21 protein-coding genes are annotated in these 22,562 nt (G+C 73.8%); 11 read left to right on the plus strand and 10 right to left on the minus strand.

Features of this window, described 5'->3' with window-relative positions:
* Positions 1–3 precede the first annotated feature (3 nt).
* From ABTZ17_RS19280 to ABTZ17_RS19300, 5 genes are all read right to left on the minus strand, one after another.
* Positions 4–1,596, minus strand: a complete 1,593-nt coding sequence (locus ABTZ17_RS19280; protein ID WP_352196854.1) for a DEAD/DEAH box helicase — start codon at positions 1,594–1,596, stop codon at positions 4–6.
* A 95-nt stretch (positions 1,597–1,691) separates the two neighbouring features.
* On the minus strand, positions 1,692–1,895 hold the full coding sequence (locus ABTZ17_RS19285; RefSeq protein WP_007263537.1) for a cold-shock protein: 204 nt from the start codon (positions 1,893–1,895) through the stop codon (positions 1,692–1,694).
* A gap of 232 nt (positions 1,896–2,127) precedes the next feature.
* Positions 2,128–3,285, minus strand: a complete 1,158-nt coding sequence (locus tag ABTZ17_RS19290) for an acetyl-CoA C-acetyltransferase (protein WP_352196855.1) — start codon at positions 3,283–3,285, stop codon at positions 2,128–2,130.
* An 18-nt stretch (positions 3,286–3,303) separates the two neighbouring features.
* A complete protein-coding gene (locus ABTZ17_RS19295) occupies positions 3,304–3,915 on the minus strand; it encodes a TetR/AcrR family transcriptional regulator (RefSeq protein ID WP_352196856.1) in 612 nt (203 codons plus the stop codon).
* A gap of 22 nt (positions 3,916–3,937) precedes the next feature.
* On the minus strand, positions 3,938–4,720 hold the full coding sequence (locus ABTZ17_RS19300; RefSeq protein WP_352196857.1) for an SDR family oxidoreductase: 783 nt from the start codon (positions 4,718–4,720) through the stop codon (positions 3,938–3,940).
* Positions 4,721–4,946: 226 nt separating this feature from the next.
* Between ABTZ17_RS19300 and ABTZ17_RS19305 the strand changes: the two genes are divergently transcribed.
* The 4 genes from ABTZ17_RS19305 to ABTZ17_RS19320 all read left to right on the plus strand — a co-directional run bounded on the left by ABTZ17_RS19305 (position 4,947) and on the right by ABTZ17_RS19320 (position 8,538).
* A complete protein-coding gene (locus ABTZ17_RS19305) occupies positions 4,947–6,110 on the plus strand; it encodes an acyl-CoA dehydrogenase family protein (RefSeq protein WP_352196858.1) in 1,164 nt (387 codons plus the stop codon).
* Positions 6,110–7,081, plus strand: coding sequence for an acyl-CoA dehydrogenase family protein (locus tag ABTZ17_RS19310; RefSeq protein ID WP_352196859.1), 972 nt, complete (start codon positions 6,110–6,112; stop codon positions 7,079–7,081). The genes ABTZ17_RS19305 and ABTZ17_RS19310 overlap by 1 nt, the downstream gene beginning before the upstream one ends.
* 178 nt (positions 7,082–7,259) lie before the next feature.
* On the plus strand, positions 7,260–7,994 hold the full coding sequence (locus tag ABTZ17_RS19315; RefSeq protein ID WP_352196860.1) for a class I SAM-dependent methyltransferase: 735 nt from the start codon (positions 7,260–7,262) through the stop codon (positions 7,992–7,994).
* Between the two features lie 4 nt (positions 7,995–7,998).
* The gene (locus ABTZ17_RS19320) at positions 7,999–8,538 is read left to right on the plus strand and encodes an HIT family protein (protein WP_352196861.1); all 540 of its coding nucleotides are present in this window, start codon (positions 7,999–8,001) and stop codon (positions 8,536–8,538) included.
* On the opposite strand, the gene ABTZ17_RS19325 is transcribed toward ABTZ17_RS19320, so the two are convergent.
* Together ABTZ17_RS19325 and ABTZ17_RS19330 are read right to left on the minus strand one after the other, a co-directional pair.
* Positions 8,520–9,533, minus strand: coding sequence for a terpene synthase family protein (locus ABTZ17_RS19325; protein WP_352196862.1), 1,014 nt, complete (start codon positions 9,531–9,533; stop codon positions 8,520–8,522). The genes ABTZ17_RS19320 and ABTZ17_RS19325 overlap by 19 nt on opposite strands.
* 182 nt (positions 9,534–9,715) lie before the next feature.
* Entirely contained in the window at positions 9,716–10,429 is a 714-nt protein-coding gene (locus ABTZ17_RS19330; RefSeq protein WP_352196889.1) for an SDR family NAD(P)-dependent oxidoreductase, read from the minus strand.
* Positions 10,430–10,943: 514 nt separating this feature from the next.
* Between ABTZ17_RS19330 and ABTZ17_RS19335 the strand changes: the two genes are divergently transcribed.
* From ABTZ17_RS19335 to ABTZ17_RS19355, 5 genes are all read left to right on the plus strand, one after another.
* Positions 10,944–11,471, plus strand: a complete 528-nt coding sequence (locus tag ABTZ17_RS19335; protein ID WP_352196890.1) for a helix-turn-helix transcriptional regulator — start codon at positions 10,944–10,946, stop codon at positions 11,469–11,471.
* Between the two features lie 185 nt (positions 11,472–11,656).
* Positions 11,657–12,391, plus strand: a complete 735-nt coding sequence (locus tag ABTZ17_RS19340; protein WP_352196863.1) for a vWA domain-containing protein — start codon at positions 11,657–11,659, stop codon at positions 12,389–12,391.
* A gap of 115 nt (positions 12,392–12,506) precedes the next feature.
* Complete coding sequence (locus ABTZ17_RS19345; RefSeq protein ID WP_352196864.1) at positions 12,507–13,010, plus strand: pyridoxamine 5'-phosphate oxidase family protein; 504 nt, start codon at positions 12,507–12,509, stop codon at positions 13,008–13,010.
* 79 nt (positions 13,011–13,089) lie between these two features.
* Positions 13,090–13,650, plus strand: a complete 561-nt coding sequence (locus ABTZ17_RS19350; RefSeq protein WP_352196865.1) for a GNAT family N-acetyltransferase — start codon at positions 13,090–13,092, stop codon at positions 13,648–13,650.
* Positions 13,651–13,704: 54 nt separating this feature from the next.
* A complete protein-coding gene (locus ABTZ17_RS19355) occupies positions 13,705–14,178 on the plus strand; it encodes an SRPBCC family protein (RefSeq protein WP_352196866.1) in 474 nt (157 codons plus the stop codon).
* 35 nt (positions 14,179–14,213) lie between these two features.
* Here the strand turns inward: ABTZ17_RS19355 and ABTZ17_RS19360 are convergent, their stop codons facing one another.
* A complete protein-coding gene (locus ABTZ17_RS19360) occupies positions 14,214–14,732 on the minus strand; it encodes an ATP-binding protein (protein ID WP_352196867.1) in 519 nt (172 codons plus the stop codon).
* A 40-nt stretch (positions 14,733–14,772) separates the two neighbouring features.
* Between ABTZ17_RS19360 and ABTZ17_RS19365 the strand changes: the two genes are divergently transcribed.
* Together ABTZ17_RS19365 and ABTZ17_RS19370 are read left to right on the plus strand one after the other, a co-directional pair.
* Positions 14,773–15,315 (plus strand): UTRA domain-containing protein, encoded by a 543-nt coding sequence (locus ABTZ17_RS19365; protein WP_352196868.1) that lies wholly within the window; start codon positions 14,773–14,775, stop codon positions 15,313–15,315.
* A complete protein-coding gene (locus ABTZ17_RS19370) occupies positions 15,312–16,091 on the plus strand; it encodes a GntR family transcriptional regulator (protein ID WP_352196869.1) in 780 nt (259 codons plus the stop codon). Before ABTZ17_RS19365 ends, ABTZ17_RS19370 begins: the two co-directional genes overlap by 4 nt.
* Positions 16,092–16,352: 261 nt before the next feature.
* Here ABTZ17_RS19370 and ABTZ17_RS19375 read toward each other — a convergent pair whose 3' ends face one another.
* On the minus strand, positions 16,353–17,816 hold the full coding sequence (locus ABTZ17_RS19375; RefSeq protein WP_352196870.1) for a glutamate synthase subunit beta: 1,464 nt from the start codon (positions 17,814–17,816) through the stop codon (positions 16,353–16,355).
* On the minus strand, positions 17,809–22,350 hold the full coding sequence (gene gltB, locus ABTZ17_RS19380; protein ID WP_502994739.1) for a glutamate synthase large subunit: 4,542 nt from the start codon (positions 22,348–22,350) through the stop codon (positions 17,809–17,811). Before gltB ends, ABTZ17_RS19375 begins: the two co-directional genes overlap by 8 nt.
* Between the last annotated feature and the right edge of the window lie 212 nt (positions 22,351–22,562).

Raw genomic sequence — 22,562 nt, forward strand, 5'->3', positions numbered from 1 at the left:
CGGTCACCGGGGACACCGCGTGGCTCCAGGCCATGCTGGACGCGGAGGCGGCGCTGGCGCGAGTCCAGGCCGGGCCCGACGGGTGCGGCGGGCCTCGCCGCCCGCGGACTCGCCCTCGGCACGGGTGCCGCGCGGGGCGCCGGAGCGGGTGCCCTGGGCGTTCTCGGTGCGGGCGGCGCGGGGGGCGCCGGAGCGGGCACCGCGGGAGCCGTTGCCGCGGGAGCGGGCCGGGCGGGCCGGGGCGGCCTGCTGCGGGACCTCGATGACCACCGGCACGCCGGAGGGCTCGCGGGCCCCGGTCAGGCGGGCCAGCTCCTCGTCGGAGGACTTCACCTGGGCGCTGCGCGGGGAGATCCCGGCGTCCGACATCAGACGGCCGACCTCGCGCTTCTGCTCGGGGAGGACCAGGGTGACCACGGAGCCGGACTCGCCGGCACGGGCGGTGCGGCCGCCGCGGTGCAGGTAGTCCTTGTGGTCGGTGGGCGGGTCCACGTTGACCACGAGGTCGAGGTCGTCGATGTGGATGCCGCGGGCCGCGACGTTGGTCGCGATCAGCGCGGTGACCTGGCCGTTCTTGAACTGGTCCAGGGTGCGGTTGCGCTGCGGCTGGGAACGGCCGCCGTGCAGGCCGGAGGCCCGGACGCCGCTGGCCAGCAGGCGCTTGACCAGGCGGTCCACGGAGCGCTTGGTGTCCAGGAACATGATCACGCGGCCGTCGCGGGCGGCGATGCGCGCGGTGACGGCCTTCTTGTCGGTCTCGTCCTGGACGTAGAGCACGTGGTGCTCCATGGTGACCACCGCGCCCGCGGAGGGGTCCACGGAGTGCGTGACGGGGTCCGTCAGGAACTGCTTGACCAGCTTGTCGACGTTCTTGTCGAGGGTGGCCGAGAACAGCAGCCGCTGGCCGCCGGGCTGCACCTGCTTGATGAGGGCCGTGACCTGGGGCAGGAAGCCCATGTCGGTCATCTGGTCGGCCTCGTCGAGGACGGTGATGGCGACCTGGTCGAGGGAGACGTCACCGCGGTCGATGAGGTCCTTCAGGCGACCGGGGGTGGCCACGAGGACCTCGGCGCCGCGACCGAGCGCGTTGGACTGGCGGTTGATCGACATGCCGCCGACCACGGTGGCGATGCGCAGGTGGACCGCGGTCGCGTACGGGGTGAGGGCGTCGGTGACCTGCTGGGCCAGCTCGCGGGTCGGGACGAGGACCAGGGCCAGCGGGGCGCGGCCCTCGGCGCGGCGGCCGGCGGTACGGGCCAGCAGGGCGAGGCCGAAGGCGAGGGTCTTGCCGGAGCCGGTGCGCCCGCGGCCGAGGAGGTCGCGGCCCGCGAGGGAGTTCGGCAGGGTGGCGGCCTGGATCGGGAAGGGCTCGGTGACGCCCTGCGCGGTCAGCGTCTTCAGGAGCGCGGCCGGCATGTCGAGGTCGGCGAACGCGGCGACCGGCGGCAGCGCCGGGGTGAGGGTCTCCGGCATGGTGAATTCCTGCGGCCGCGCCACGGCCTTGGGGCGGCCCGCGGCGGCCTTGGGACGCCCGGCGGAGGCGCCGCGGCCACGGGCCGGGCGGCGCTGAGCGCGGGCGGGGGTGGAGCTGGACATGCGGGACGCCCTCCTGGAACCGGCGGTAGAGACGGGACAGCGCACGGCCGGGGCCCGCACCGTGTGGTGCGGACCCCGGCCGGGCCTGAAACAGATCAGGCGGGGAGGATGTTCTCCGCCTGCGGGCCCTTCTGGCCCTGGGTGACGTCGAAGGTCACGCGCTGGCCCTCGGTGAGCTCACGGAAGCCCTGGGTGGCGATGTTCGAGTAGTGGGCGAAGACGTCCGGGCCGCCGCCGTCCTGCTCGATGAAGCCGAAGCCCTTTTCCGAGTTGAACCACTTCACGGTGCCGTTGGCCATGTGAATCTCCTGAATAGGTGAGGGGCCCCATCCGGAGATGCCGGGAAAACAAATGATGCGCCTGAAGGAACATTCCCGTCAGGCGCACATAAAGTTCATGGGTACCACAACTGCAACTCGACAAAGCTAGCACACGGCTCCGCCGGCGGCTCGTCGAAGGGGACGCCGGCCGGGCGCGGCCCGCGTCGGGACCCCGGCGCGGGCCGGCGCCGGGGCCGCGCGGGCGGGCGCCTCAGAGCCGTTCGATGATCGTCACGTTGGCCTGGCCACCGCCCTCGCACATGGTCTGGAGCCCGTAGCGGCCGCCGGTGCGCTCCAGCTCGTGCAGGAGGGTGGTCATCAGGCGGACCCCGGTGGCCCCCAACGGATGTCCGAGGGCGATGGCGCCGCCGTTGACGTTGACGCGGTCCGGATCGGCGCCGGTCTCCTTCAGCCAGGCGAGGACCACCGGGGCGAAGGCCTCGTTGATCTCGACCAGGTCGACGGCGTCGAGGGTGAGGCCGGTCTTCTTCAGGGCGTGGGCGGTGGCCGGGATGGGGGCGGAGAGCATCCGGATGGGGTCCTCGCCGCGGACCGACAGGTGGTGGATCCGGGCCCGGGGAGTGAGGCCGTGTTCGCGGACGGCCCGTTCGGAGGCGAGGAGCATGGCGGCGGCCCCGTCGGACACCTGAGAGGAGACGGCGGCGGTGATGGTGCCGCCCTCGACCACGGGCCGGAGGGCGGCCATCTTCGCGGCGGTGGTGTCCCGGCGGGGCCCCTCGTCCCGGGTGACGGACCCGTACGGGACGGTCTCGCGGTCGAAGCGGCCCTCGTCGAAGGCGCGGACGGCCCGGCGGTGCGAGCGGAGGGCGTACTCCTCCATGTCCGCGCGGGTGATGCCCCACTTGCGGGCGATCAGTTCGGCGCCGTGGAACTGGTTGACGGGGGCGTCGCCGTAGCGGGCCCGCCAGCCTTCGGAGCCGAGGTACGGGCCCTCGGTGAGGCCGAGGGGTTCGGCGGCCTGCCGGGAGGCGAAGGCGATGGGGATCATCGACATGTTCTGGGTGCCGCCCGCGACCACCAGGTCCTGGGTGCCGGAGAGCACGCCCTGCGCGGCGAAGTGCACGGCCTGCTGGGAGGAGCCGCACTGGCGGTCCACGGTGACCCCGGGGACCTCCTCGGGGAGCCCGGCGGCCAGCCAGGCGGTCCGCGCGATGTCCCCGGCCTGCGGGCCGACGGTGTCCAGGCAGCCGAAGACCACGTCCTCCACGGCGGCCGGGTCGACGTCCGCGCGCGCGACGAGGGCCTTCAGGACGTGGGCGCCGAGGTCGGCCGGGTGCGCCCCGGCGAGTCCTCCCCCGCGGCGGCCCACCGGGGTGCGGACCGCTTCGACGATGAATGCCTCGGGCATGACGGCTCCTTGGTGGGGTCAGGTGCGGAGGGCGATCCCGTCCAGCACCATCGACAGGTACTGCCGGGCGATCTCCTCCGGGCTGTGGTGGCCGCCGGGCCGGTACCAGGAGGCCGCGACCCAGACGGTGTCGCGGACGAACCGGTAGGTGAGGCGGATGTCCAGGTCGGCCCGGAAGACCTTGGCGGCGACCCCCCGCTCCAGCGTGCCCAGCCATGCCTTCTCGAACTTCTGCTGGGAGTCGGCGAGGTAGTGGAAGCGCGGCTGCGCGGAGAGGTGCCGGGATTCCTTCTGGTAGATCGCGACGGCGGCGCGGTGCCGGTCGATCTCCCGGAAGGACTCGGTGACGAGGGCCTCGATGGTCTCCCGTGGGCCGAGCCCGGCGGCGAGCACGGCGTCGTAGCCGGCCCACAGCTCGTCCAGGAAGGCGGAGAGGATCTCGTCGAGCATCGATTCCTTGGAATCGAAGTGGTAGTAGAGGCTGCCGGCGAGCATGCCGGCCTCGTCGGCGATCTTGCGGACGGTGGTGGCGTTGTAGCCCTGGGCGGCGAACACCTCGGCGGCGAGGGCGAGGAGTTCGCGGCGGCGCTCGGGCGAGGGGGTCACCTGGGGCTTCTTCTTCGTTGGCACCCGCCCATTGTCGGTGCTCGCCTCAGGCCCGCTGGCTGCTGACGGACACCGTCTCGCCGGTCATGTAGGAGGAGTAGTCACCGGCCAGGAAGACGATGACGTTGGCCACCTCCCAGGGTTCGGCGTACCGGCCGAAGGCCTCCCGGGCGGTCAGTTCGGCGAGCAGTTCCTCGCTGGTGACCTTGGCCAGGTGCGGGTGCATGGCCAGGCTGGGGGCGACGGCGTTGACCCGGACCCCGAAGGCCGCCGCCTCCAGGGCCGCGCAGCGTGTCAGGGCCATCACCCCGGCCTTGGCGGCGGCGTAGTGGGCCTGGCCGGTCTGGGCTCGCCAGCCCACCACCGAGGCGTTGTTGACGACGACCCCGCCGTGCCCGGCGTCCCGCAGGTGGCGCAGGGCGGCCCGGGTGCAGCGGAAGGTGCCGCCGAGGGTGACGTCGAGGACCTTGTCCCACTGCTCGTCGGTCATGTCGACCAGGTCGGCGGTGCCGCCGAGACCGGCGTTGTTGACGACGACGTCCAGCCGTCCGTAGGTCCGGTCCGCGTGCGCGAACAGGGCCCGCACCTGGGTCTCGTCGGTGACGTCGCAGGGCAGGGAGGTGACCCGGTCGGGTCCGAACTCGGCGGCGAGCTGCTCCTCGGTCTCCTTCAGGCGGCGGGCGTGGGCGTCCCCGAGGACGACGCGGGCGCCCTCCTCCAGGAAGCGGCGGGCGGTCGCGCCGCCGATGCCGGCGCCGGCGGCGGCCGTGATCAGAGCGGTGCGGCCGTCGAGCAGGGCGTGCCCGGTGACGTACGCCGGTGCGCTCATGCCGGTGCCTCCTGGGGTCGGCGGTGGATCGGAGGGTGCGGGTGGGGAGGGGCGGCGGGCCGGGCGGTGGCGTCTCCCCGTTCCTCGACGGTGCTCGTGCCGGTACGTTAACCTACCAAACACTTGTTAGGGAAGGTTCGGACCACCGCGGGCCCCGGCCCCCCGGGCGGCCCGACGCGCCGGACGGCCCCGCCGCCCGGCGCCGTCCGAAGGAGACGACTGCCCGATGGAGCTCACGCACTCCCCCGCCACCGAGGCCCTGCGGGCCGAGGCCCGCGCCTGGCTGCGGGACCACGTGCCCGCGGAGCCGCTGCCCTCCCTGGAGACCCGGGAGGGCTTCGCCGCGCACCGGGAGTGGGAGGCCCGGCTCGCCGCGGACCGCTGGGCGACGGTGTCCTGGCCGGCCCGGTACGGGGGCCGGGACGCGGACCTGTACGCCTGGCTCGCCTTCGAGGAGGAGTACTGGGCGGCGGGCGCCCCCGGCCGGGTCTCGCAGAACGGCATCAGCCTGCTCGCCCCGACCCTCTTCGCCCACGGGACGCCGGAGCAGCGGGACCGGGTGCTGCCGGACATGGCCGCCGGACGGACCGTCTGGGCGCAGGCGTGGTCGGAGCCGGAGGCCGGATCGGACCTGGCGGCGCTGCGGTCCCGGGCGGTGCGCACCAGCGGCGGCTGGCTGCTGTCGGGACAGAAGACCTGGTCCTCGCGGGCCGCCTTCGCCGACCGGGCCTTCGGGCTGTTCCGGTCCGACCCGGGCGCGGACCGGCCGCACCGGGGCCTGACCTATCTGATGTTCGACCTGCGGGCACCGGGCGTGACGGTCCGGCCGATCGGACGGCTGGACGGCAAACCGGCCTTCGCGGAGCTGTTCCTGGACGAGGTGTTCGTCCCCGACGAGGACGTGATCGGCGAGCCCGGCCAGGGCTGGCGGATCGCGATGGCCGCCACCGGCGACGAGCGGGGTCTCACCCTGCGGTCCCCCGGCCGCTTCCTCGCCTCCGCGGACCGGCTCGCGGCGCTGTGGCGGAGCACGGCGGACGGGGCGGAGGGCGGTGCCGGGGTGGATCCGGCGCTGCGGGACCGGGTCGCGGACGCCCTCGTCGGGGCGCGGGCCTACCAGCTCTTCACCTGGAGCGCCGCCGCGCGGATCGCCGAGGGCGGCACCCTGGGCGCCGAGTCCAGCCTCAACAAGGTCTTCTGGTCCGAGTACGACCTCGCCCTCCACGAGACCGCCCTGGACCTGCTGGGGCCGGAGGCCGAGCGGGCCGACGGGGAATGGGCCGAGCCGTGGGTCTTCTCCCTGGCCGGGCCGGTGTACGCGGGCACCAACGAGATCCAGCGCGACATCATCGCCGAGCGGCTGCTCGGCCTGCCGAAGGGACGCCGCTGATGCGCCTGCTGCCCACCGCCGAGCAGGCGGCCTTCGCCGCCTCCCTGGACTCCCTGCTGGCCGCGTCCGACGTGCCGGGGGCGGTCCGGGCCCGGGCCGCCGGGGATCCGGCCCCCTCCGCCGCCCTGGCGGCCCGGCTGGCGGAGGCCGGGGTGCCCGCGCTCGCCGTGCCCGAGGCCCACGACGGGCTGGGCCCGCTCCCCACGGCGGCCGTGGTGGCCTTCACCGAGCTGGGCCGGCACGCGGTGCCCGGCCCGTGGGTGGAGGGCGCGGCCGCGGCGGTGCTGCTGGCCGGGGCCGGGGAGGAGGCCCTCGCGAAGCGGTTCCTGCCGGGGCTGGCCGGGGGCACCGCGCCGGCCACCCTGACCCTGCCCGGCGCTGGCCCCTACGCCCCGGACGCCGACACCGTCCGGCACTGCTTCACCGTGTCCGCCGCCGGTGAGCTGCGGCTGTCCCCCGGGCACGGCGACCCGCTGCCCTCCCTCGACCCGGCCCGACGGCTCTTCCGTCCCGACCCTGGCGGGGAACTCCTCGCGGACGGGCCCCGGGTGCTCGCCGCCGCCGCGGACGCCGCCCTCTGGGCCCGGCTGCTCACCGCCGCCCAGTGCGTGGGACTCGCCGAGGCCCTGCTCGCGCGGACCGTGGCGTACGTGCGGGAGCGGCGGCAGTTCGGCGTGCCGATCGGCTCCTTCCAGGCTGTCAAGCACCGGCTGGCGGACACCCTGATCGCGATCGAGTTCGCGAGGCCGCTGGTGTGGGGGGCGGCGGTGACCCTGGACCCGCGGGACGTGGCCGCCGCGAAGCTGGCGGCGGGCGGGGCCGCCCACGGAGCGGCGGCGACCGCCCTGCAGTCGCACGGGGCGATCGGCTACACCGAGGAGTTGGCGCTGTCGCTGTGGCTCCGCAAGGCGAGGCCCTTGCGCGAGGCGTGGGGCGGGCCCGGGGCGTGCCGGGCGGCCGTGCTGGCCTGACCGGACCGACCGCCGCGCGGGACCCGCACCCCGACCGCCCGCGCACGACGCGCCGGGTCGGGCCGGGCCGGGCCGGATCGGATCGGGCCACGGCCGGACGGCCGGACCGGCACACCGGCCCGGCCCGGCCCGGCGATTGGGCACCGTTCGGCAGCGGCACCGCGCCACGATGGGAGGCATGACGAACCCTTTCCGCGCCCGCTCGTTCGATTCCGCCGCCGCCCGGTACGCCACGCACCGGCCGAGCTACCCCGACGCCCTGTTCAGCACGCTGGAGTCGCTGACGGGGCACCCGCTCCGCGACGCGGACGTCGCGGACGTCGGAGCCGGCACCGGTATCGCGACGGCCCTGTTGCACGCCCGGGGCGCCCGGGTCCTCGGGGTGGAACCCGGACCGGGCATGGGGGCGGAGTTCCGCCGCCGGCTGCCCGGCGTCCCCCTGGTCCGCGGCGACGGCAACCGGCTCCCCCTGGCCTCCGGCTCCCTGGACCTGATCACGTACGCCCAGTCCTTCCACTGGACCGACCCGGCCCGGTCCGTCCCCGAGGCGCTGCGCGTCCTGCGACCGGGCGGGGCGCTGGCCCTGTTCTGGAACGAGCCGGACGTGTCCGTGCCCTGGACCGCCGCCCAGGACGCCCGGCTGCGCGCCCGGTTCGGGGACGGCTGGTACGCCTCGGACCACACCCTGCCGGACACCGGGACGGCATTCACCGACCGCTGGATCCGCTGGTCCCGGCGCATCAGCGTCGCGGACCACCTGGCGAAGCTGTCCACGCACTCGCTGTTCCTCGTCCCCGACCAGGAGGGCACCGCGGACTTCCTGGAGTCCGAACGGAGCGTCCTGGAGCGGGAGTTCCCGGACGGCTTCCTCGAAGAGCGGTACGTGGTCACGCTCCGGCTCGCCGTACGGTGAACGGATGACCGGCACCGCGCCCACCGACGGCGCCCCCACCGACCCCACTGCCCCGGACTGCTACACCTGCGCCCAGGAGGCCCGGTACCCGGAGCTGCCGCCCCGCGAGCGGATCGCCCTCGACGCCCACTGGCGGGTGGCGCACGCCGTGGGGACAGCCCTGCCCGGGTGGGTGGTGCTGGTGCCGCGCCGCCACGTGACGGCCGTGCACGAGCTGACCGACGCGGAGGCGGCCGCCCTGGGGCACTGGCAGGTGCGGCTGTCCCGGGCGCTGCGCGCGGAGACGGGCTGCGCGAAGACGTACGTGGTGCAGTTCGCCGAGGCCGAGGGCTTCTCGCACGTCCACTTCCACCTGGTGCCCCGGATGCCGGACCAGCCCGCCGAGTACCGGGGCCCGGCCGTCTTCGGGCTGCTGCGCCGTCCGGCGGAGGAGCGGGTCACGGACGTCGCGGCGGACGCGCTGGCCGGTCGGCTCGGCGCCCGCCTCGCCGCGGACGGCCCGGCGGCTCCGGGCGGGGCCGCCGGTCAGAGCAGCGGATCGTAATAGCTGGGGTCCTCCGTGGGCGGGGCGTGCTCGATGTCGCGGTAGCGGCGGGACCACAGGTGCCAGGCCCTGCTGCCCGCCACCCAGTGGGACATCGCGTCCAGGCAGCGCTCCAGGTAGGCGGTGGAGACCGGGGACTCGGCCAGGGCCCGCCGCGCCGCCAGGTAGTCCTGGGTGCGGACCGCCACCAGTCCGGCGGCCCGTTCCGCCGCCTCCGGCCAGCTCAGGGCGTGCGCGTGGCGGAGCACGGCCACGATGTTGTTCATGTCCCCGCGCGCGTACTCCTTGTTGAAGGAGACGATGTCGTTGGTCCAGCAGATGACGTCGGCGGCGGCCTCCCGCACGGCCCGGCACAGGGCGTGCCCGGCCACCGGCTCCGGCAGGCTCTCGCCCTGCGCCGCCTCGATCATGTCCCAGCAGGCGTCGGAGGCGCCGACCACCCGCCGGAAGGGCAGGTACTCCTCGAAGGAGGGCGGCGTCCCGAACCGGCGCTGGGACAACTCGGTGCCGTACACGGCCACGTAGGAGCACAGGTTGGCGGTGAACCGCTCCCGCCAGCCGACGCTCATCTGGCGGGCGGTACGCGGCCACATGTCGGCGAGGGCGGCGGTCAGCGGGTTCGAGGGGCGGACCGGGGGCGGCCGCAGGTCGGGGGTGAGCACGGCCCGGACCTCGGCGAGCACCCCGCCCACGAGGGCGCCGCGGTCCTGGGGGCGGCCCGCTTCGTCGAACTCGTCGTCGAAGACGAAGAACCAGGCCGCCCACTCCGCGCGCAGCTCGATGTCGCAGGCGGTGGGCGAGGTGCGGGCCGCGAACAGGCCGTACCCGGCCCGGTCGAAGCGCTCCTCCGAAGCGCTGGTGTTCACCAACCCGAACCTGCGCCCGTAGTAGCGGACGTGGGCCTCGGCCAGCTCGGCCGCCGGATGGACCAGCGCGGGGAACGGGCAGGGGATCGGCGGCAGGTGCGGCAGGACGGACCGGCCCTCGTACTCCATGGCGTGCCCCCCCCGGTTCGCTCGCTGCACCCAGTCATACCCGGCGGGACGGGGGCCCGTAACCCGGAGCGCGGGCCACCGCTCGGCCGGGCCCGCCGGACGGGCCGGTCGCACGCGCCCGGCCGGCCGGTGGTCGTCGGGGGGCGGTCGGCGGACCGTCGGCGGCCGGTCGGCGCGGCCGGTCAGCGCGTGGTCATGCCCCCGTCCACGGTGAACTCGGCGCCGGTGATGTAGGAGGCGGCGTCCGAGCAGAGGAACACCACCAGCCCGCCGACCTCCTCGGGGCGGCCGACCCGGCCCAGCGGTACGTGCGACCAGTCCCGGTTCCCGCGCCCGGTGACGACCGCCGTCATCGGCGTGTCGATGGCCCCGGGATGGACGGAGTTGACCCGGATCCCGGACCCGGCGAGGTCGAGGGCGGCGGAGCGGGTCAGCCCGCGCAGTCCGAACTTGGCGGAGCCGTAGGCCGCGTGGCCGGGGATCCCGACGAGTCCGGCGGTGGAGGAGATGTTGACGACCGAGCCGCCGCCCGCGGCCCGCAGCGTCGGAGCCACCGCGCGGATCCCCAGGAAGGGGCCCAACAGGTTGACTCGGAGCAGGAGTTCGAAGTTCTCCTCCGTCTCGCGCTCCACCGGGGCGGTGCGCCACAGGGCCGCGTTGTTGACGAGGGCGTCCAGACGACCGAAGGTGCCGAGCGCGGTCCGGACGACGGCCTCCCAGCCCTCGGCGCGGGACACGTCGTGGGCCACGAAGGCCCCCTGCTCCCCCAGTCCGGCGGCCACCGCGCGGCCCTCCTCCTCCCGCAGGTCCGTGACCAGCACCCGGGCCCCGGCCTCGGCGCAGAGCCGGGCCTCCACCGCCCCCTGCCCACGGGCCGCCCCGGTGATGACCACCACCTTGCCGTCGAGGACTCCGGGGGCGGAGGGGGTGGCGGCGAGCGGGCCGGGCGCCGGTCCCGGGGCGGGTTCCGGGGCGGATTCCGGGACGGGTTCCTGTTCGGGAACCGGCTGCGGGACGAAACGGCGGTGCGGGTGCGGATCTCCGGTTCGGGGGCGTGAGTCGCGGTGCGGGTCCGGTTGCACGGTGGGGCCTCCGCTCGGCTCGGCAGGGCGACGGGCCGGCCGGGACCGGGGCGCGCGAGGGGCAGGCGCTCCGGTATGCCGATCCGACACAGGTCCGGTCCGGCCCAGGTGTAGCAGTCGGATCCTGACGGAGGAAGGGGCACGGGGCGGGTCCGACCGTAGACTGCGGCCCGTGGCGGACAGGGCGGAAGACGCGGCGGCGGCTGACACGGCGGAGAACGCGGGAAGGGCCCCGTCGGGAGGCTCGACCGAGGGCCCGGGCGGGGGCACGGCCGAGGGCGCGGGCGGCGGACGCCCGCTCCCCGCGACGGGCTGGGCCGTCCTCGGACTGCTCTCCTTCGGGGAGGAACTCTCCGGCTACGACCTGAAGAAGTGGTCCGACGCCTCCCTCGGCTTCTTCTACTGGAGCCCCTCCTTCAGCCAGATCTACGGGGAGCTCAAGCGCCTGGAGGCCGCGGGCTACGCCTCCTCACGGCTGGTGGCCCCCGAGGCGGGCAGCCGGGACAAGCGGGTCTACCGGATCACGGAGTCCGGAACGGCGGCGGTGCGCGCCTGGGCCCGGGAGGCCCCCGTGGACCCGCCGGTCCTCAAGCACGGCCCGATGCTCCGGCTGTGGCTGGGCCACCTCCTGGACCCGCCGCGACTGCGTGAACTCCTCGACGGGCAGCGGGAGTACGCCGAGGGGATGCGGGTCCGGGCCGCCGCCGACGCCGAAGCGGCGCGGGCCGGGGAGCAGTGGGCGTACCCGGCGCTGACCCTGCGGTGGGCGGAGCGGTACTACGCCGCCCAACGGGACCTGGCCGAGTCGATGCTGGCGGACCTGCCGGAGGCGGCCGGGGACGAACCCCGGCACTGAGCCCCACCCGAACCGGAACCGGAACCGGACCTCGCCCAGGACCCCGAACCGGAACCCGCCCAGCAACCCGCGCCGAGCCCCGCACCGGACGGGCCCGCACCCCTCCCCCGGGCCCGACCCCGAACCGGAGATCCACCTTCCGGAACCCGCCCCGCCCCGGAACCCGCTGCCGTACCCTCGCCCCCATGACCCGAAGCGCCATCAGCCTCACCAAACTGACCGAAACCGCCCCGGGGCTGCGGGAGTCCTACGAGCGGGCCGGGGTCAGCCTGCGCAAGCGGGGTCTGGAAGGGCTGCGGGCGGCGGTGTACCTGGTCCTGGACCGGTCCGGCTCCATGCGCCCGTACTACGCGGACGGCAGCGTGCAGGCCCTCGCGGACCGGGTGCTGGGCCTCTCCGCGCACCTGGACGACGACGGCACGGTCCCGGTCGTCTTCTTCTCCACGGAGGTGGACGCCGTGGCCGAGGTCCCCCTGGCCCGGCACGAGGGGGCGGTGCGCCGCATCGAGGAGGGGCTCGGGCACCGGGGCCGCACCTCCTACCACGCGGCGATGGACGCCGTCCTGGACCACTACCTCGACAGCGGCTCCCGGGAGCCGGCCCTCGTGGTCTTCCAGACAGACGGCGGACCGGAGAGCCGGACGGCCGCGGAACGCCACCTCTGCAAGGCGGCCCGGCTGCCGCTGTTCTGGCAGTTCGTGGGCTTCGGGGACACGCACAGCACGCAGTTCGACTTCCTGCGGAAGCTGGACGACCTGCCGGTGCCGGCCCGGCGCCCCGTGGACAACGCCGGGTACTTCCACGCCGGAGCCGACCCCCGGACCGTCCCGGACGCCGTGCTGTACGACCGCCTCCTCGGGGAGTTCCCCGCCTGGCTGACCGCCGCCCGCGCGGCCGGCATCCTCCCCGCCCCCGAATGACCCGCGGGCCGCGACGCGCGTCCGGGGACCGGCCGGGGGCGATCCTGGACCGTCCGGAGGCCGACCCGGCTCCGTCCGGGGGCCGGTCCGGTCCGGTTCGGGGAGCATGAGGAGCATGACGAGGACGAACAACTGGGCCGCCTTCGAGGCGGTGGAGCCCGCCTTCGCGGAGGTCGCCCGGAGCCGCTTCGCCCGCCACCCCCACCAGGTCCTGGCCACGCTCCGCCGGGACGGCTCCCCCCGGGTGTCCGGCCAGACCGTCGAGATCCGCGGCGGGGAGCTGTGGCTCGGCATGATGCAGGGCTCCCGCAAGGCCCGGGACCTGCGGCACGACCCCCGGTTCGCGCTGCACTGCAATCCGGGTCCGGACGACCGGATGCCCGAGGGTGACGTACGGATCTCCGGACGGGCCCTGGAGGTGGTCGACCCTCCCGAGCTGCACCGCTTCGCGGAGGAGGCCGAGGAGCCGCACCCGTACCACCTGTTCCGGGTGGAGCTGGGCGAGGTGGTCCGCGTCGAGGTGTCCGGGGACGAGCTGCTCCTCACGGTCTGGCACCCGGGCGGCCCCGTACGCACCCTCCGCCGCGGGGACGACGACGAACCGCCCCGCGAAGCCTGATCCCCCGGCGGCCCGGGCGGCGGATCCGGCTCCGGGAATCCGGTTGACGGGCGGGCGCCGCTCCGGGTCTGCTGTCCCCGTGCCCCCGACCGATCATGAACGCCAGGCCCCCGCGCCCGCCCTGACCGTGCACCGCCCGGAGGACGAGCGCGCGCTCGCCGACTGGCGACACGTGCACAACGCGGTGATCCCGGCCCACCCGCTCTCCGCCGAGGAGGTCCGGGAGCGCGCCGGGCGCAACCACCTGGAGGTCGCCCACCTGGACGGGGTCCTGGTGGGCTGCACGACGGTCCGCCCACCCGCACCCGCAGCCCCCGGGAACGACGACGACACCGGTGACGGCGCGGGCGGGACGGCCACGGTCATCGCCCGGATCCTCCCCGAGCACCGTGGTCGGGGCCTCGGCACGCTCCTCTACGACCGGAGCCTGGCCCTCGCCCGCTCCCTGGGCGCGCGGGAGATCGAGACGGTCGTCCTCTCCTCCAACCCCGACGGCCTGCGCTTCGCCCTCCGCCAGGGCTTCACCGAGACGGAGCGGTACCTCCTGCCCGGCGACACGGTCCCCTGGATCGACCTCCGCCTGACCGACCCCCCGGCCCCCCGCCCCGCGCCTCCCGCCGATCCCACCCCTCCCGCCTGACCCACCCGGCCCGCCCGCCTCGCGGCGGGCCCCGGACGGGGCGAGAATCCGGCCATGGGACAGACGAGCGAGGTGTGGGTGGACCGCGAGATCGCGGCGCCCGCGGCGACCGTGTGGCGGATCCTGACCGACCTGGCCGGCTCCCCGCGACACCTGAGCGGCCTGGAGTCCGTGGAGGTGCTCACCCCGGGCGCCTTCGGCGTGGGCACCCGGTGGCGGGAGACCCGCCGCATGTTCGGCAAGTCCGCCACCGAGGAGATGTGGGTGACGGCCTGCGAGGCCCCCCACCGGTACGTCTGCGAGGCCGAGAACTCCGGCATGCACTACGTCACCGAGTTCCGCCTCACCGAGGACGCCCCGGACCGCACCACCGTCCGCATGACCTTCGGCGCGACCCCCCAGCACGGCGAGAAGCTCCCCCTGGCCGTCCGCCTCCTCGGCCCCCTCGGCACCCGGGCCGTCCGCAAGGCCATCACCAAGGACCTGGACGACGTGGCCCGAGCCGCCGAATCCCCCACGCCCTCCTGACCCACCCCACCCGGCCTCAACCGACCGGGCAGGTTTCAACAGGACGGCCGGGGCGCCCCCGCGTCCCGATCGGGCATCGCACCCTTGAAGGTGGCCCAGACCGACTTGCCCACCGCCTCGTCCAGGACCCCGAAGGCATCGGCGAGTCGACTGACGATCCACAGCCCCCTACCGGCGACATCCTGCGGTCCCACCCTTCGGAACTCGGGCATCGACCGTCCGCTGTCCCGCACTTCGACGACGACGCGGTCTCCCGAGCAAGAGATGCGGACCTGGAAGTCCCGACCGTCAGGGACTCCGTGACGCACGGCGTTGGCCGCGAGCTCGGACACGCACAGCCGGATGTCGTCCCACCTGTCCAGCGCCCTCCAGCCCGCGAGGACATCACCGGTGAACTGTCTGGCCGCACGCACGGACGCTGCCGACTTGGGGAACCGTTGCTCCCGAACACTGCACATGCGCACTCCAACTGACGAGCCGAAAGTGAGCAGAACCATATCGCTATTCGCGAATAGCGATGAGGTTTTCCCTGGAATGCACCCCACCGGTCGCATACCGTGGTCCCGCAGCGGCGCCGAGGGCAGGGAGGCAAGGGTGAGTGACCGAAGCTGGATCAGCAGTTCGTTGCCGTACGTGACCCCGCAGGCCGCGGGGGCCGCCGACGCCTGGACCCAGGAGGCCGCGGCCGGCGGGCGACGCGGCGGGCAGCGCGTCCTGTACGCGGGCGAGGAGCCCGCCCCGCCCGCGGCGGCGGCCCTGCTCGGCCTGGAGCCCGGCACCCTGGTGGTCGTACGCCGCCGCCTCATCGAGCTGGACGGGGAACCGGTCGAACTGACCGACACCCACTACCCCGCCGAGATCGCCGCCGGCACCGCCCTCGCCGCCACGGCGAAGATCCGCGGCGGCGCCGTCACCTTGCTCGCCGCCCTGGGCCACCGCCCCGCCCGCATCGTCGAAGAGGTCACCGCCCGCCTCCCCGACCCCACGGAGCAGGCCCTCCTGGCCCTCTCCGCCACCGACCCGGTCCTCCTGATCAGCCGCACCACCCACGGCCCCGACGGCCGCCCCTACCAGGCAGACCTGATGACCATGCCCGCCCACCGCCAACGCCTCCGCTACGAGACGACGATCGGATGACCTTGCCCACCTCCGGCCCGGACCCCATCGACCACCGGCCGCTGCACCAGCGGATCGCCGCCGATCTCCGCGAGGAGATCATGAACGGCGACCTCGCACCGGGCACGAACCTGCCGTCGACCACCCACCTCCGGACCCGGTTCGAGGCCTCCGCCGCCACCATCCAGAAGGCCCTGCACCTGCTGAAGGAGGAGCGGCTCGTCGTCGGCAGGCCGGGGTCCGCCGTCACGGTGCGGGAGAAGCGCCACCGGGTGGTACGGCCGGCCGGATCACTCACGTCCGCGACCGGCGGCGGCGCCTTCCCCTGGCTGGCCGAGACGGCGCGGCACGGCGGACGGGCCTCCGTCACCCTGCTCGACGTGCGTCCGGCCCCGGCCCCGGCGGACGTCGCCGCCGCCCTGGGCCTCCCCGGAGGGACTCGCGTACACGTCCGCAGCCAGCTGCTCACACTGGACGACGAGCCGGTGGAGCTGGTCACCTCGTACTACCCGTCCGAGATCGCCCGGGACACTCCGCTCGCACAGGCGAAGAAGATCCGTGGCGGCACCCCGACCCTGCTCACCGAGCTCGGCTTCCCGCCCCGCCGCAGTGTCGACCGCGTCTCGGCACGAGTACCGACGCAAGAGCAGTACGCACGCCTCCGGCTACCGAGCGACCTTCCGGTGCTGCGGACCCTGCGGACGGTCTACAGCGACGACGACCGCCCCGTGGAGGCGACCGTCATGGTCAAGGCCGGCCACCTCTACGAGCTCCAGTACGAGTTCGCCCCGGAGTAGCCCGGGAACGCCACAGCGCCCGCTCCCTGGTCGGGGACAGCGGGCGCCGTGTCGGGTGTTCCGCACGTCTTTGTGCGGACCGTATGAGGGGTCCTCCCCGGCGGGGAGGGGGCGCCGTCGCGGGGACGGCGGGGTGGGTCCTCCCAAGCGAGAGGGGGCGCCGTCGCGGGGACGGCTTCTGTCACATTACCTGGTAGTACGTTCCGGGAGGAAACGTCCGGTTCCGGCGGGCCCCCGGGAGGTGGGGCCCGCCGGGGCGGGTCAGACCAGGAGGGAGCGGTCGGTGGGCTTGACCGGGTACGGGAGGGTGCTGGTGCCCGTCAGGTAGCGGTCCACGCCGCGCGCCGCGGAGCGGCCCTCGGCGATGGCCCACACGATCAGGGACTGGCCGCGGCCCGCGTCACCGGCGACGAAGACCCCGTCCACGTCGGTGGCGTAGGCGGCGTCGCGGGCGATGTTGCCGCGCTCGTCCAGGGAGACCCCGAACTGCTCGACCAGGCCGTTGCCGCGGTCGGTGCCGGTGAAGCCCATGGCCAGGGTGACCAGCTGGGCCGGGATGCGGCGCTCGGTGCCGGGCTTCTGGACCAGCTTGCCCTCGACGAACTCGACCTCGGCCAGGTGCAGGGCCTGGACGTTGCCGTCCTCGTCGCCCTCGAAGTGGGTGGTGGAGACGGAGTAGATCCGCTCGCCGCCCTCCTCGTGGGCCGAGGTGACCTTGTACAGCATGGGGAAGGTCGGCCAGGGCTGGGAGACGGCGTTCCGCTCCTCGTTGGGCCGCGGCATGATCTCCAGCTGGGTGACCGAGAGGGCGCCCTGCCGGTGGGCGGTGCCGACGCAGTCGGCGCCGGTGTCGCCGCCGCCGATGACCACGACGTGCTTGCCCTCGGCCGTGATCGGCGGGGCCAGGAAGTCGCCCTCCTGGACCTTGTTCGCGAGCGGCAGGTACTCCATGGCGAAGTGCACGCCGTTGAGCTCGCGGCCGGGGACCGGCAGGTCGCGGGAGACGGTGGCGCCCGCCGCGACGACCACCGCGTCGAACCGCTTCCGCAGGTCCGTGGCTGTGATGTCGCGGCCGACCTCGATGCCGGTGCGGAACTTGGTGCCCTCCGCGCGCATCTGCTCGATGCGGCGGTTGATGTGCACCTTCTCCATCTTGAACTCGGGGATGCCGTACCGCAGCAGCCCGCCGATGCGGTCGGCGCGCTCGTACACGACCACGGTGTGGCCGGCCCGGGTCAGCTGCTGGGCGGCGGCCAGGCCGGCCGGGCCCGAGCCGATCACGGCGACGGTCTTGCCCGACAGGCGCTCGGGGACCTGCGGGGTGACGTCCCCGTTGTCCCACGCCTTGTCGATGATCGAGACCTCGACGTTCTTGATGGTGACGGCCGGCTGGTTGATGCCGAGCACGCAGGCCGACTCGCACGGGGCCGGGCACAGCCGCCCGGTGAACTCCGGGAAGTTGTTGGTCGCGTGCAGCCGCTCCGACGCCGCCTGCCAGTCCTCGCGGTAGGCGTAGTCGTTCCACTCGGGGATCAGGTTCCCCAGCGGGCAGCCGTTGTGGCAGAACGGGATGCCGCAGTCCATGCAACGACCGGCCTGCTTGCTGATGATCGGCAGCAGGGAGCCGGGGACGTAGACCTCGTTCCAGTCCTTGAGCCGCTCCTCGACGGGACGGGAGCAGGCGGTCTGGCGGGGGGTGGTGAGGAAGCCCTTCGGGTCAGCCATGGGTCGCCGCCTCCATCATCTTCTCGGTGGTCTCGGACTCGGAGAGTCCGGCCAGCTCAGCGGCGTCCTTGGCGGCGAGCACTGCCTTGTACGTGGTCGGAATGATCTTGCTGAACCGGTTCACCGCGGTGTCCCAGTCGGCGAGGAGCTTCTCCGCGACCGTGGAACCGGTCTCCTCGTGGTGGCGGCGCACGACGTCGTGCAGCCACGTGCGGTCCTCGTCGCCGAGGCCCTCGATCGCGCCCTGGTTGCCGATGTTGACGTGGTCGCGGTCGAGGTCGATCACGTACGCGACGCCACCGGACATGCCCGCCGCGAAGTTGCGGCCGGTCTCGCCGAGGACGACGGCGCGGCCACCGGTCATGTACTCGCAGCCGTGGTCACCGACGCCTTCGGAGACCACCAGGGCACCGGAGTTGCGGACGCAGAAGCGTTCGCCGGTGCGGCCCCGCAGGAAGATCTCGCCGCCGGTCGAGCCGTAGCCGATGGTGTTGCCCGCGATGACGGAGTACTCGGCGAGGTGGTCGGCACCCCGGTCCGGGCGGACGATCACGCGGCCGCCGGAGAGGCCCTTGCCCACGTAGTCGTTGGCGTCGCCCTCCAGGCGGAGGGTGACACCGGCCGGCAGGAAGGCCCCGAAGGACTGCCCGGCGGAGCCGGTGAAGGTGAGGTCGATGGTGTCGGTGGGCAGGCCCGCTCCACCGAACTTCTTCGTGACCTCGTGGCCGAGCATGGTGCCGACGGTCCGGTTGATGTTCCGGATGGCGACCCGGCCGCGGACCGGCTGGGCCTCCTCGGCCGTGGCCGCGGAGAGGGCGTCGGCGGCGAGCTTGATCAGCTCGTTGTCGAGGGCCTTCTCCAGGCCGTGGTCCTGGGCGACCAGCGCGTGGCGGACGGCGCCCTCGGGCAGGTCCGGCACGTGGAACAGCGGCTCCAGGTCCAGGCCCTGCGCCTTCCAGTGCGTGACGGCCGCGGCGGTGTCGAGGAGCTCGGCGTGACCGACGGCCTCCTCCAGGGTGCGGAAGCCCAGCTCGGCGAGGAGCTCGCGGACCTCCTCCGCGATGAACTCGAAGAAGTTCACGACGAACTCGGGCTTGCCGGCGAAGCGGTCGCGCAGCACCGGGTTCTGGGTGGCGATGCCGACCGGGCAGGTGTCCAGGTGGCAGACGCGCATCATGACGCAGCCGGAGACGACGAGCGGCGCGGTCGCGAAACCGAACTCCTCGGCGCCCAGCAGCGCGGCGATGACGACGTCGCGACCGGTCTTGAGCTGGCCGTCGGTCTGGACGACGATCCGGTCCCGCAGGCCGTTGAGCAGCAGGGTCTGCTGGGTCTCGGCGAGGCCGAGCTCCCAGGGGCCGCCCGCGTGCTTGAGCGAGGTCAGCGGGGAGGCGCCGGTGCCGCCGTCGTGGCCGGAGATCAGGACCACGTCCGCGTGCGCCTTGGAGACACCCGCGGCGACCGTGCCGACGCCGACCTCGGAGACCAGCTTCACGTGGATGCGGGCGACCGGGTTGGCGTTCTTGAGGTCGTGGATCAGCTGGGCCAGGTCCTCGATGGAGTAGATGTCGTGGTGCGGCGGCGGGGAGATCAGGCCCACGCCCGGGGTGGAGTGCCGGGTCTTGGCGACCCACGGGTACACCTTGTGGCCGGGCAGCTGGCCGCCCTCGCCGGGCTTGGCGCCCTGCGCCATCTTGATCTGGATGTCGTCCGCGTTGACCAGGTACTCGCTGGTGACACCGAACCGGCCGGAGGCGACCTGCTTGATCGAGGACCGGCGGGCCGGGTCGTACAGGCGGTCCGGGTCCTCGCCGCCCTCACCGGTGTTGGACTTGCCGCCCAGCCGGTTCATGGCGATGGCGAGGTTCTCGTGCGCCTCCTTGGAGATGGAGCCGTACGACATGGCGCCGGTGGAGAAGCGCTTGACGATCTCGGAGACGGGCTCGACCTCGTCCACGGAGATCGCGGGCCGGTCGCTCTTGAAGGAGAACAGGCCGCGGAGCGTCATCAGGCGCTCGGACTGCTCGTTCACCCGGTCCGTGTACTGCTTGAAGATGTCGTACCGGCGGTTGCGGGTGGCGTGCTGCAGCCGGAAGACCGTCTCGGGGTCGAACAGGTGCGGCTCGCCCTCGCGGCGCCACTGGTACTCGCCGCCGATCTCCAGGGCGCGGTGCGCCGGGGCGATCCCGGAGGCCGGGTACGCCTTGGCGTGGCGGGCGGCCACCTCCTTGGCGATGACCTCCAGGCCCGCGCCGCCGATCTTGGTGGCGGTGCCGTTGAAGTACCGGGCGACGAACTCCTCGTCGAGGCCGACGGCCTCGAAGACCTGGGCGCCGCGGTACGAGGCCACGGTGGAGATGCCCATCTTGGACATGACCTTCAGGACGCCCTTGCCGAGGGCGTAGATCAGGTTCCGGAGGGCCTGCTCGGGCTCGACGTCCTGGAGGAAGGTGCCCGCGCGCAGCAGGTCCTCGACGGACTCCATGGCCAGGTACGGGTTGACCGCGGCGGCGCCGAAGCCGATGAGGAGGGCCACGTGGTGGACCTCGCGGACGTCGCCGGCCTCGACCAGCAGGCCCACCTGGGTGCGCTGCTTGGTGCGGATGAGGTGGTGGTGCACGGCGGAGGTGAGCAGCAGCGAGGGGATCGGCGCGTGCTCGGCGTCCGAGTGGCGGTCCGAGAGGACGATGAGGCGGGCGCCGTTGTCGATGGCGGCGTCGGCCTCGGCGCAGATCTCCTCCAGGCGGGCGGCGAGGGCGTCGCCGCCGCCGGAGACCCGGTAGAGGCCGGCCAGGGTGGCGGCCTTCATGCCGGGCATGTCGCCGTCGGCGTTGATGTGGATGAGCTTGGCCAGCTCGTCGTTGTCGATCACCGGGAAGGGCAGGGAGACCGAGCGGCAGGAGGCCGCGGTGGGCTCCAGCAGGTTGGACTGCGGGCCGAGGGAGGAGCGCAGCGAGGTGACGAGCTCCTCGCGGATGGCGTCCAGCGGCGGGTTGGTGACCTGTGCGAAGAGCTGGGTGAAGTAGTCGAAGAGCAGCCGGGGGCGCTCGGACAGGGCGGCGATCGGCGAGTCCGTGCCCATGGAGCCGATGGGCTCGGCGGCGGAGCGGGCCATCGGCGCGAGGATGATCTTGAGCTCTTCCTCGGTGTAGCCGAAGGTCTGCTGGCGGCGGGTGACCGAGGCGTGGGTGTGGACGATGTGCTCCCGCTCGGGGAGGTCCTCCAGCTCGATCTCGCCGGTCTCCAGCCACTCGGCGTACGGGGCGGCTCCGGCGAGCTCCGCCTTGATCTCGTCGTCCTCGACGATGCGCTTGCGCGCGGTGTCGACGAGGAACATCCGGCCGGGCTGGAGGCGGCCCTTGCGGACGACCTTGGCGGGGTCGATGTCGAGGACGCCGACCTCGGAGCCGAGCACGACGAGGCCGTCGTCGGTGACCCAGTAGCGGCCGGGGCGCAGGCCGTTGCGGTCGAGGACCGCGCCGACCTGGGTGCCGTCGGTGAAGGTGACGCAGGCCGGTCCGTCCCAGGGCTCCATCATCGTGGAGTGGTACTGGTAGAAGGCGCGGCGGTCCGGGTCCATGGAGGTGTGGTTCTCCCACGCCTCCGGGATCATCATCAGGACCGCGTGGGGCAGGGACCGGCCGCCGAGGTGGAGCAGCTCCAGGACCTCGTCGAAGGAGGCCGAGTCGGAGGCGTCGGGGGTGCAGATCGGGAAGATCCGCTCCAGGGTGTCCGCCTGCCCGAAGAGGTCCGAGGCGAGCTGGGACTCGCGGGCGCGCATCCAGTTGCGGTTGCCCTTGACGGTGTTGATCTCGCCGTTGTGGGCGACGAACCGGTAGGGGTGCGCGAGCGGCCAGCTCGGGAAGGTGTTGGTGGAGAACCGGGAGTGGACCAGGGCGATCGCGGAGGCGAAGCGGCGGTCGGAGAGGTCCGGGAAGAAGGGTTCCAGCTGCCCGGTGGTCAGCATGCCCTTGTAGACGAGGGTGCGGGCCGACAGGGAGGGGAAGTAGGTGGCCGCCTCGCGTTCGGCGCGCTTGCGCAGCACGAACGCCTTGCGGTCCAGCTCCAGGCCGCTCGCGCCGTTGCTCACGAAGAGCTGGCGGAAGGCCGGCATGGTGGCGCGGGCGCCGTTGCCGAGGAGGCCCGGGGTGACGGGGACCTCGCGCCAGCCGAGGACGGTGAGGTCCTCTTCGGCGGCGATGGCCTCGATCTTCGCCACGGCCTCGGCCTGTCCGGCCTCGTCGGCGGGGAGGAAGGCGATGCCCACGGCGTAGGAGCCGGCGGCGGGGAGCTCGAAGCCGGCCACCTCGCGGAGGAAGGCGTCGGGGACCTGCGACAGGATGCCCGCGCCGTCACCGGAGTCCGGCTCGGAGCCGGTGGCGCCGCGGTGCTCGAGGTTCCGCAGTACGGTCAGTGCCTGCTCGACGAGGGTGTGGCTGGCCTCGCCGGTGAGGTTGGCCACGAATCCGACGCCACAGGCGTCCTTCTCGTTGCGCGGGTCGTACATGCCCTGCGGGGCGGGGCGACCGTCCATGGGCGACCAGGCCGTGGTGCTGGGGCCGGTCGCGGAGTGCGTGGATGCGGAACGCATCGGCTCTCCCGTCGTCGTCGTGACTGGGGGCACCTCCCAGCGGGGCTGGGGGCAAGTGCCGAGGGACGACGTTGGCCCTCTGCGAAATTTGCGTGCAGGTTACATGATGGCCGCAATCCCGGGAACCGGATATTGCGTTCCACCATGCGGACACG

The sequence above is a fragment of the Streptomyces sp. NPDC097619 genome, assembly GCF_040302735.1.
In the GTDB taxonomy this organism is placed as follows: domain Bacteria; phylum Actinomycetota; class Actinomycetes; order Streptomycetales; family Streptomycetaceae; genus Streptomyces.